Source organism: Streptomyces sp. NPDC051020 (assembly GCF_040683105.1).
Classification (GTDB): Bacteria; Actinomycetota; Actinomycetes; order Streptomycetales; family Streptomycetaceae; genus Streptomyces.
The window spans coordinates 1-9,814 of the sequence record NZ_JBFBCG010000142.1; the positions used below are offsets into that span (position 1 = coordinate 1).

A 9,814-nucleotide genomic window follows, 5' to 3' on the forward strand; every position below is an offset into this window, starting at 1 on the left:
CTCCCCGAACCAGGCACCCGGCAGCCACCAACAGCCACCGGGCACTCAGCCATGCCCACACCCACCCTGACCTGCTGCTATTTACGCGTCAGAGGCTCCCGTGTGCTCTCGTGTGCTCCCGTGCGTTCTCGTTTGTGAGAGATGCGTGAGACGAGGTGAGACAAAGAGTTTTCTGGTCGTCCTGGATCCTGGCGGGCTCCGGTGCGGCGGAACGCCCCGCTCGACGGGCCCTGCACGGAGCTCCGGCCGGGCGGACCTGCCCATCGACGCACCGGGGGCTGGGCGGATCTCCGCCCAGCCCCCACATCGCCTCGGAACGGGATCAGACGGCCGGCAGAGGCACAGTGCCGTACAGGGTCCAGTGGTCGGACTTGCCCGCAGTGGCGGAGACCGAGCACCGGGAGAACGTGTGCGGCGCGAAGATGTAGTCGAGTTTGCGCGTGGGGTTGCCGTTGGCGTCGGCGTTGGCGGTCGGCTTTCCGGTGCGCGGGGAGAGAAGCCCGTTCAGCTGGCTGCACTCCTGGTAGGCGTCGTAGACGGGACGGAGCGCCGTGCTCGGGCCGCCCTGGTCGACGGTTGCGTCCGGGACGGGCGGTACCAGGTTCAGGTCGCCGCCGAAGACGGGCCGGTGGCCCTTCGCCTTGAACGTGTTGGCGAGGCCCCGCAGCTGCACGGCCTGCTTGGTACGCCACGAGCCGTCGTTGTCGTCGTAGCCCTTGCCGGCGCTGAAGTGGGCGGTGCATGCCATCACCGCGCGGGACGGAATGGACGCGCACAGGGCCGTGCGCTGCTCCATGTCAGCGGGCGACGCGAGGTCGTACGGCCTGTACCAGTGTTCTCGTCCGGAACGGCCAGAGCGATGCCGTAGGCGCCTCGGTAAGTGACTGCCGACCGTCACGGGTCTAGAGCACGTCGCCCGTGACCCGGCTGCCTGTCGCAGGGGCTGGCGTCGCCGCCGCCGAGGCCACGGGCAAGACGCTGGGGCGCCCGGCCGCGCTCGACGAGGAGCAGGCGGCCAATGACGAATCTCCGGCTCAGGAGACCAGGTCGCGAGAGTAGCGCTTCAAGAGGGTGGTGAACCTCGATCCCGGCGCCGTGGCCGCCACCTCGGCCGCGTCGGGTGCTGTGTCCACGTCGCGCAGGAGTGGCAGGTCGCGCACCCGAAGGCCGGCCTCGGTGAGGCGGTCGCGCTGGGCGGCGCCGGTGTACGCGGTGGACATCGGGATGCCTCGCAGCAGCGCCGGGTCGGGCACAGCCAGGCCGAGCGCCCAGAACCCGCCGTCCTCCGGCGGGCCGAACCACGCGTCGCACTCCCGCCACGCGCGGGGATCCAGTACGGGGGCGAGGAGCTTCGGGGTGAGCTGTGGGGTGTCCATGCCGACCAGTAGGGCGGGGCCGTCCGCCACGGCGGCGAAGGCCGCGACCAGCCGCTCGTCCAGGCCGCCGGACGCTTGCGGGATCACCTCGATGCCAGGCGGCAGCCAGCGTCCGGGCGCGCCGTCCAGGAAGAGCACTCGGCGGCGGGCCGGGCAGCGCAGCGCGGTTTCGCGGGTGTCGGCGAGCGCCGCCTCCGCCAGCGCGGCCGCCTGGGCAGGGGTGAACGGCGGGGTGAGCCGGGTCTTGACGTGCCCAGGCCGCGGCTCCTTGGCGATCACCAACAGCGCGGTCAGTCCGACCGCGCTCTCGGGCGTCAGCCCGACCGGGCCGCTCACCGGAGTGCCCCGCCAGACGCCGCGGCGGCTCGCTGAGCACCGCGCGCATGTCGCGCACCGCGTACCAGGTCCCACGCCAGGTACCCGTGACCTTGGAACGGCCGGCGCGCGGGTAGTACGGCACGTCGACCTCGCGCATCCGCCATCCGGCGTCGGCGGCGCGGACGACCATCTGCAACGGGTAGCCCGACCTGCGGTCGGTCAGGAGCAGGTCAAGCAGGGCCTCCCGGCGGGCCACCCGCATGGGGCCGAGGTCGTGCAGGCGCAGGCCGGTGCGGCGCCGGATCAGCCGGGCCAGCTCGCGATTGGCGAGCCGGGCGTGCATCGGCCAGGTGCGGCGTGTCGTCGGCCTGCGCCGCCCGAGCACCAGGTCCGCCTCACCGTCCAGGACGGGCTGGGCGAGGGACGGCAGCAGCCCCGGGTCGAGGGAGGCATCGCAGTCGCAGAAGCAGACCACGGGCGCGGTGGCGGCGCGCAGCCCGGCCGCGCAGGCGGCGCCGAAACCGCGCACCGGCTCGCCCACGACGTGCGCGCCCAGCGACGTGGCGAGCTCGGCGGAGCCGTCGGTCGAGCCGTTGTCGACGACAACGGCGCGCCAGCCGGGCGGGATCCGCTCCAGCACCCAGGGCAGGGCGGCCGCTTCGTTGAGGCACGGGAGTACGACGTCCGCGAGGGGCCGATGCCTATCGGTCACGTCTTTCAGCGTACGAAGAGACATGGGATAGCGCGCCCGGATCTCACCTGATTCGCGCCGCCGCACCGTCTTCGATACCGGCTGGCGCGGTTCGGACGCCGGGCGCTTCCGTCCGATGAGGGCCGCAACATATCCGGCGGCTGCGGGTTCGAGGCTATCTCCCACATGTGTCCTACCGAGGCGCCGATGCCTGGCCGCGCAGGGGAGCCCTCGCGAACTCCCGCACGCCGTCGGCGAACGATACCCGGGGCAGCCAGCCGAGTTCCTCGCGCAGCCGTGACGAGGAGGCGGTGATGTGGCGGACGTCGCCCAGCCGGTACTCGCCGGTCACCACCGGCTCGGGCCCGCCGCAGGCGCCCGCGAGCGCGGTGGCCATCTCCCCCACGGTGTGCGGGCTCCCGCTGCCGACGTTGTAGGCGCGCAGCGTCCCTGCCGGGATCGCGGCGCCGACCGCGTCGAGCGCCGCCAGGTTGGCGGCGGCCACGTCGGCGACGTGGACGAAGTCGCGGCGCTGGCCGCCGTCCTCGAAGACCCGGGGCGGCTCGGCGCGCGCGAGCGCGGAGCGGAAGAGCGAGGCCACCCCGGCGTACGGGGTATCGCGTGGCATGCCCGGCCCGTAGACGTTGTGGTAGCGCAGGGCGACCGCCCGGCGTCCGGTGGCCCGCGCCCAGGCCGCGGCCAAGTGCTCCTGGGCGACTTTCGTTGCCGCGTAGACGTTGCGCGGCTCCGGCGGCGCGTCCTCCGACACCAGGCCGGGCACGAGCGGATCGCCGCAGCGCGGGCAGACGGGCTCGAACCGTCCGGCGTCCAGGTCGGCAACCTGGCGCGGGCCGGGCCGGACGGTCCCATGGCGGGCGCAGTCGTAGCGGCCCTCGCCGTAGTACACCATCGATCCGGCCAGGACGAGCTCGCTCACCCGCAGCCGGGCCATGGCCGTGAGCAGGACCGCAGTGCCCAGGTCGTTGCACCCCACGTAGGCGGGCGCGTCGTCGAAGTCCCGGCCCAGGCCGACCATCGCCGCCTGGTGACAGACCGCGTCCACCTCGCGCAGCGCCTCCTCGACCATCGCCCGGTCCCGCACGTCGCCGCGCACGAACGCGACGCCGGGCGGGAACTGCGGCGGCTCGGGGGGCCGCACGTCTAGCACGCGCACCCCGTGCCTGGCCTCGACGAGAGCCCGGACGACGTGGGAGCCGATGAACCCGGCCCCTCCTGTGACAAGGACGAGCATGCCTTCGAGGCTACGGCTGGATCTGGACACGCGGCGCCGCGAGGCCGTCCGGCGCGTTCGCGGCTGCCAGTGTGGCGGGTGTGGGAGTACGCACGCTCTGCGCCACGGCACTGCTCGCCGCCCTCGTTGCCGTCGTCGCCGCGACGGTCCGCTCAGGCGGTGATCTCGGCCGTCCGGCTGCGCTGCTGTACTGGTATGCCGCCGCGTGGGTGCTGTTCGCCGGCGCGGCGTGGGTGGTGCGGCGGGTGCCGGTGCGTACCGCCGTGGCGCTGATCCTGGCCGGCGGGATCGCCCTGTGCGTGGCGGCGCTGTCGGCTCCGCCGCGCACCAGCGACGACATGTACCGCTACGCGTGGGACGGTCGCGTGCAGGCCGCGGGAGTCTCCCCGTACGCCTACTCGCCGGACGCGCCACAGCTTGCCTGGTTGCGTGATCCGTGGCTCTTCCCCGCCGGGACCGCGTGCCGTGGGTGGGACCTCCACTCAGCGGCGGGCGTGTGCACGCACATCAACAGGCCGTCCGAACGCACGATCTATCCGCCCGTGGCCGAGGGGTGGTTCCTGCTGGTGCACGCCGTCTCCCCGGCAGGCGGGCGGCACAAGCCGATGCAACTCGCCGGTGCGGTGCTCGCCGTCGTCACGACGGTGGCGCTGCTGCTGGTGCAGCGGCGTACGTGTGGTGACACGCGGCGGGTGGCGCTGTGGGCGTGGTGTCCGGCGGTGCCGTTGGCCGCAGTCAACGACGCCCATGTGGACACTCTCGGAGTGCTGCTCATGGTGGCCGCGCTCGGCACGGCCGCGGGAGCACGCCGTGGAGCGCTGCTCGGGGCGGCGATCGCCGTCAAGCTGCTGCCCGTGCTCGTCCTTCCGGGCGCGCTGTCGGGGGTGCTGGCCCCCGGGCGTGGCCCGCGGGCCCGGAGGCGGGAGACGGCGAGCGTGCTGCTCGCCGCCGTTGGTGTCGTGGCGCTCGCCTATCTCCCGTACCTGCTGGCGTCCGGTTCCGCGGTTCTGGGTTATCTCCCCGGCTATCTGCGGGAGGAGGGGTACGAGCCAGGTGGCGTCGGCCGGTTCGCGCTGCTGCGGCTGGTGCTGCCGGACGCGTGGGCCGGTCCGGCCGCCGCCGCGCTGGTGGCGCTCAGCGCCTGGTACGTCCTGCGGCGAGGTGATCCAGAGCGGCCGTGGCACGGGGCGCTGCTGGTCACCGGCACTGCGCTGCTGCTCACCTCGCCCGCGTACTACTGGTATGCGCTGCTCGTCGTGGCCCTCGTGGCCATGGGTGGCCGATGGGAGTGGCTCGCCGTCGCTGCCGCGGGCACCGTGCTGTATGTCGCGGACGCACTGCAGTGGCACGGCGTTCAGGCCTCTGCGTACGGGCTGGCCGCCGTGGCGGTGCTCACCGGTGTACTCGTCCGGACGGCGGCGCGGGCGCGTGGCGGCGGAGACAGGCGGCGGGAGGGTGCGTGACGGCAGGCGTGTCGGCCACATCGGGCGCGAGGGGGTCATCGGTGGCGGCGTCTGAAGACGACCATCCGCAGGACGGTGAAGCGCACCACGGTCACCAGGGCGAAGCTCGGTGCGAGCACCAGGGTCTCCGCCGCTGGTGAGGCGGTGGGCCGGTAGTGGCGGAAGAGCAGGACAGCGCCTGAGGTGACCAGGTACGCCAGGACGAAAAGGCCACCCGCGGCCAGATGCGCCTGGAGGACTCGGACCGCGGACCCGCGAAAGGTCAGCCGGCGGTTGGCCTCCGTGTTGAGGACGGTGACGACAAGAAGGGAGACGAAATTGGCCAGGATGGGCGGCGACCAGTGGCGTAGAACCCAGTACAGCAAGGCCTGGGCCACCGTGGAGGCGACGCCGATCACGACGAACCAGAACACTTCCCTGGTCAGCGCGGCGCGGCCGGGCCGGGTGGAGGCGCTGCACCGTGCGCTGAGGCGTCGCACCCCACCATCATGAGGCCACCATGCGACCCGTCGAGCCGTGCGGAGCGCCGGTTCGACCGTTCGGCTGGCGACGGACACCCGCATGCACGCCAGACACGGAGAGCCGACCCGATCTGTGCCAGTTTGTAGCTGACGACTTGACAGGCACCGACGGTGCGGTGGGGTTCGATCCACCCTCCGAGAGTCGGCCCGGGGACAGTGGAGGCAGCCGATGGACAGTGGCGGACGGCAGCCGACCCCGGGCTCCGGCGGGCCGCAGCACCCGAGATCGGACGAGGGCCATGCGCAGGGGCGCCTCGAGCGCGTTCGCGCCGCCGTGGCGGCTCGCGCCGCCAAGGGGGCCGCTTGTATCCGGGCCCTCGTGCGGCGGGTCGAACAGACTCCTCCTCCCCCGGGGCCGTTCCGTCCCGGCTTCTGGCGCAGTCCGATCCGCGGGCCCTGGCTGACGTCCGTGTTCGGCTTGGTGCTGCTGATCGGCATCCCGCTGATCTTCGTCACCGGGATGCTCTCCTACGCCTCCTACAACCCGGGGCTCGACCGCATCAACGACCAGACCCCGGACAAGGGCCTGCTGGGCTTCTACCTCTTCGCCTGGCCCACCCATCCTTACTGGTTGTACCGGCTGACCCAGGGCGTGCACGTGACGCTCGGCGTGGTCCTCATGCCCGTACTGCTGGCCAAGTTGTGGTCAGTGATCCCGAAGCTGTTCGAGTGGCTGCCGGTCCGCTCCGTCGCCCACGGACTGGAGCGGTTGTCCCTGCTCATGCTGGTCGGCGGGGTGATCTTCGAATTCGTCACCGGCATCTTCAACATCCAGCTTTTCTACGTCTTTCCCGGCTCCTTCTACACCCTGCACTTCTACGGCGCCTGGGTGTTCATCGCCGCCTTCGTCGTCCACGTGTGCCTCAGACTCGGCCGGATGACCCGCGCCCTGCGCTCCCGCAGCCTGGCCGCGGAACTGCGCACCGACCTCGCTCACACCCGGCCCGAGCCCCCCGACCCCGACGGCCTGGTCCCGACCGCTCCCGCGCCGCCGACGATGACCCGGCGCGGCGCGCTCGCCCTGGTGGGGGGCGGATCGCTGCTCCTCCTGGTGGTCACCGCGGGACAGAGCATCGGCGGCTGGCTGCGCGGCACCGCCCTTCTCGCTCCGCACAACCGTACTCCGGGCAGCGGCCCGAACGGCTTCCAGATCAACAAGATGGCCGCTACCGTCGGCGTCACCCCCGCGCACGTCGGCCCCGGCTGGCGGCTGGAGATCCACGGCCCCGGTCCGACGCTCGTCTTCACTCGCGCACAGCTTCTTGCGATGCCCCAGCATGCCGCCGCGCTGCCGATCGCCTGCGTGGAAGGGTGGTCCACCCCCAACCAGCAGTGGAGCGGCCTTCGGCTGGCCGATCTCGCCGCCCTGGCGGGCCTCCCCGCCGCCGGAAGCGTCCTGGTGCAATCCGTCCAACCGCACGGCCCCTACAGCTCGGTGGTACTGCGGGGCAACCAGATCCGCGACCCTCGATCGCTGCTGGCCCTGCACGTCAACGGCGCGGACCTCTCGCTCGACCACGGCTACCCGGCCCGCGTCATCGTCCCGGCCAACCCCGGCGTGAACAACACCAAGTGGGTGCACCGGCTCACCTTCAGGACGTGACCATGGCACGCTTCGTCCGCTGGTACGGCTCCGGCCCCCTCCACCTTCTCGTCCTGATCGCCTCGTTCGCGATCACCGGCTACGCCATGGTCCGCCTGTTCGCCGTCCGCCCGCTCGAGGTCGCGATCTGGTTCGTCGGCGCGGCGGTCCTCCATGACCTGATCCTGCTGCCCCTGTACTCGCTCGCCGACCTGTCGGCACACGCGGTCCTGCGGCATCGCACCACCCGCATGCCACAACCACCGTGGATCAACTACCTGCGCGTGCCCACATTTCTCTCCGGTGTGCTCCTGCTCGTCTGGTTCCCCCTCATCTTCGCCTTGTCGACCCCCTACCCGGGTGCCACCGGGTTGTCCATGGACGTCTACCTCGGCCGGTGGCTGGCCATCACCGCCGTGCTCTTCGCCGCCTCCGCCGTGGCCTTCGCTCTCAAGCTACGCCGCGTCCGGCGGGCCGCCCGCGCCGACGAGGAACGACCTGCACCAGGTCACGACGCTGCATCGTGACGGCCGACGAGGACGGCTCGCCCTGCGCCGGGGGAGACCCCTATGCGCTCGCCCTGCGGACCGGTCACGGACCGGTGTACCTGCGGCTGGCGGACGGGCGCAGGATCCGGATGCCGGTGCACTGCTGGTATGCGCGGCCCACCCTGACCGACGAATCCGTACTGGCACGCTGTGTGAGCCCCGTTCTCGACGTCGGCAGCGGACCGGGCCGGCTGTGCAGAGCGCTCCTGGGCCGCGGAGTCTTCGCGCTCGGCGTCGACGTGGCTCCCCGCGCGGTGGCCCGTACCATCGCTCTCGGCGGGATCGCACTGTGCCGATCGGTGTTCGACCGGCTACCGGCCGAGGGAGGCTGGCAGACCGTCCTGCTCATCGACGGCAACATCGGCATCGGCGGCGACCCGCGCACCCTGCTGGGCCGCTGTATCCAGCTCACCGCCCCGACGGGGCTTCTCCTCGTCGAGGTCGACCCCGGCGATGTCGAGGAACGCTGCACCGCCCGGTTCGAAGACATCCATGGTCACGAGGGTCCGCTGTTTCCATGGGCACGTCTGGGAGCACCGGCGCTCCACAGGATCGCCGAGGATCTCGCCCTCAGCGTCACCGACCAGTGGAGATTCGGCCACCGACGCTTCCTCGCCCTCGGCCGCCAGGACTCGGCCTCGGGACCTCGCTGATGACGCGGGGCCGCCTCGCCACGCGGCAGCGGGGAGACACGACGTACGCCGACCGGACGCCGAGCGCGGGGCGCGGCACCAGGCCGTGCCACCCGGTCGGGGCAACTGCCGGCAACCGGCACGTGCGATCCGCCGATCGTACTGATTGGCTGGAGGTGAATCCGCTGTTCAGGGAGGCTGGGATCCATGACACCCGTCAGGCACCTGAAGAGACCTGCGGCGCAGGCAACTGCTCACGCCGTCCCGGCCGGGCCGCGTCCGGCCCAAGGTGGACGGGCTGCAACGCATGAGTACGCGACCGATCGGTGACCACGCCCTGCTGTCCGACTGCCGCTCGGCCGCGCTGGTGACCTCCGACGGCTCGGTGGACTGGCTGTGCCTGCCCCGGTTCGACAGCCCGGCGATCTTCGCCCGGCTCCTCGACGAGGACGCCGGCCACTGGTCCATCCGTCCTATCACCGGTCCGGTCGACATCAGCCGCCGTTACATCAAGGACACCCTCGTTCTGGAGACGGTCTTCCGCACGACCGGGGGCACGGCGGTCCTGCGGGATGCCCTCGCCCTGGGACGGCGCGAACGCGGACACGCGCTCGGCACCGCGTCCCCCGGAACGCTGCTGCGGCAGATCACCTGCACCGAAGGGCAGGTGGACATCGAGATCGACTACGCGCCGCGCCCGGAGTTCGGACTCGTCCACCCACTCCTCTCAGCCGTGCGAGGCGGGCTCGCGGCGTACGGGGGCGCCCAGGTTCTGCTGCTGTCGAGCCCCGTCGACCTGCGGGTGAGCGGCTCCACAGCGCACGGCCGAATCTCGCTCTCGGCGGGGCACCGCGTCGGGTTCGCCCTGCACGTCGGGCCGGCGTGGGAAAGGGAGTCGGTGGGCTGGCGGGCAGGGCGGATCCGGCACCGCATGTCCGACACCATCGAAGGCTGGCGCTCCTGGTCGAAGCTCCACCGCGGCTACGTCGGCCCCTGGCAGGACGAGGTGGGTCACAGCGGACGCGTGCTGCGAGCCCTGACCTTCGCTCCCACCGGGGCCATCGTCGCCGCGGCCACCACCTCCCTGCCCGAGAAAACGGGCGGGATGCGCAACTGGGACTACCGCTACACGTGGGTCCGCGACGCGAGCTTCACCCTGCAAGCGCTCGCCACGGCCGCCTGCGAAAAGGAGAAGAACCGGTTCTTCGGCTTCCTCGCCCGGGCCGCGGCAACCCAACTTGACCGCGGCGTCGACCTGCAGATCATGTACGGCATCGGCGGAGAACGTGATCTGAGCGAGCGGCTCCTGCCCCACCTGACCGGCTGGCGCAACAGCGGCCCCGTTCGGATCGGCAACGACGCCTGGCGCCAACGCCAACTCGACGTCTACGGCGAACTCCTCGACGCCGCCCACGAGTGCCTCCCACCCGG

Annotated in this window: 9 protein-coding genes and 1 pseudogene; 5 read left to right on the top strand and 5 right to left on the bottom strand. The window is 72.0% G+C overall.

The genetic code is table 11. The features are described from left to right. Nucleotides 1-322: 322 nt before the first annotated feature. From AB0N06_RS36560 to AB0N06_RS36575, 4 genes and pseudogenes are all read right to left on the bottom strand, one after another. Nucleotides 323-796 (bottom strand): endonuclease/exonuclease/phosphatase family protein, encoded by a 474-nt coding sequence (locus tag AB0N06_RS36560; RefSeq protein ID WP_366138999.1) that lies wholly within the window; start codon nt 794-796, stop codon nt 323-325. A gap of 238 nt (nt 797-1,034) precedes the next feature. After that, nucleotides 1,035-1,712 (bottom strand): DUF2064 domain-containing protein, encoded by a 678-nt coding sequence (locus AB0N06_RS36565; RefSeq protein ID WP_366139000.1) that lies wholly within the window; start codon nt 1,710-1,712, stop codon nt 1,035-1,037. A 22-nt stretch (nt 1,713-1,734) separates the two neighbouring features. After that, a pseudogene (locus AB0N06_RS36570) lies at nt 1,735-2,430 on the bottom strand (glycosyltransferase family 2 protein); the annotation flags it as partial. Nucleotides 2,431-2,578: 148 nt separating this feature from the next. Further along, complete coding sequence (locus AB0N06_RS36575) at nt 2,579-3,637, bottom strand: NAD-dependent epimerase/dehydratase family protein (protein ID WP_366139001.1); 1,059 nt, start codon at nt 3,635-3,637, stop codon at nt 2,579-2,581. 80 nt (nt 3,638-3,717) lie between these two features. Between AB0N06_RS36575 and AB0N06_RS36580 the strand changes: the two genes are divergently transcribed. Further along, a complete protein-coding gene (locus AB0N06_RS36580) occupies nt 3,718-5,100 on the top strand; it encodes a glycosyltransferase 87 family protein (protein WP_366139002.1) in 1,383 nt (460 codons plus the stop codon). A 35-nt stretch (nt 5,101-5,135) separates the two neighbouring features. Here the strand turns inward: AB0N06_RS36580 and AB0N06_RS36585 are convergent, their stop codons facing one another. Next, entirely contained in the window at nt 5,136-5,579 is a 444-nt protein-coding gene (locus AB0N06_RS36585) for a GtrA family protein (protein ID WP_366139003.1), read from the bottom strand. A 451-nt stretch (nt 5,580-6,030) separates the two neighbouring features. Between AB0N06_RS36585 and AB0N06_RS36590 the strand changes: the two genes are divergently transcribed. From AB0N06_RS36590 to AB0N06_RS36605, 4 genes are all read left to right on the top strand, one after another. Next, complete coding sequence (locus AB0N06_RS36590) at nt 6,031-7,224, top strand: molybdopterin-dependent oxidoreductase (RefSeq protein ID WP_366139004.1); 1,194 nt, start codon at nt 6,031-6,033, stop codon at nt 7,222-7,224. Nucleotides 7,225-7,226: 2 nt separating this feature from the next. Next, nucleotides 7,227-7,730, top strand: a complete 504-nt coding sequence (locus tag AB0N06_RS36595; protein WP_366139005.1) for a hypothetical protein — start codon at nt 7,227-7,229, stop codon at nt 7,728-7,730. Beyond that, on the top strand, nt 7,727-8,404 hold the full coding sequence (locus AB0N06_RS36600) for a class I SAM-dependent methyltransferase (RefSeq protein ID WP_366139006.1): 678 nt from the start codon (nt 7,727-7,729) through the stop codon (nt 8,402-8,404). The genes AB0N06_RS36595 and AB0N06_RS36600 overlap by 4 nt, the downstream gene beginning before the upstream one ends. A gap of 286 nt (nt 8,405-8,690) precedes the next feature. Beyond that, a partial coding sequence (locus tag AB0N06_RS36605; RefSeq protein WP_366139007.1) for a trehalase-like domain-containing protein occupies nt 8,691-9,814 on the top strand: 1,124 nt, incomplete at its 3' end.